Annotated in this window: 1 protein-coding gene; it reads right to left on the bottom strand. The window is 46.6% G+C overall.

The window, feature by feature from the left end; all coding sequences use genetic code 11:
• Positions 1 to 328: hypothetical protein (locus AC007G_RS28350; RefSeq protein ID WP_479466766.1), on the bottom strand; the 328-nt coding region annotated here is incomplete at both ends.

Raw genomic sequence — 328 nt, 5'->3', positions numbered from 1 at the left:
TTACCGGCACGTTTATCCAGGTCCCTGACTGAGATAGTTGAAAAAATCAGTCCGTTCTGGATGGTGCTGAAATCCGTGTTCGGGTCACCGAGTAGTAGTGCATATTTACTGGTGGTCTTATTAAATACTGAAGATTTGACGTGGAAAACCGGGTTTCCCTTGATGATGTTAATACCGGTAGCCACCACTGTTTTTGAAATATAATAGCCACGCTCGAGAAGGTTTGAGCTATACGTTTTAGCTGAAAAGTCAACGGCCAGATTGTTCGCTATTGCAGTCGCAAACATCGCGTTCAGCGCATCCGCACAGTCTGTACCCGCTGCGGTCC

The sequence above is a fragment of the Klebsiella sp. CSG-1 genome, from assembly GCF_056521145.1.
The sequence above is the reverse complement of the archived record's forward strand: the minus strand, read 5'-3'. Positions and strand labels throughout refer to the sequence as shown.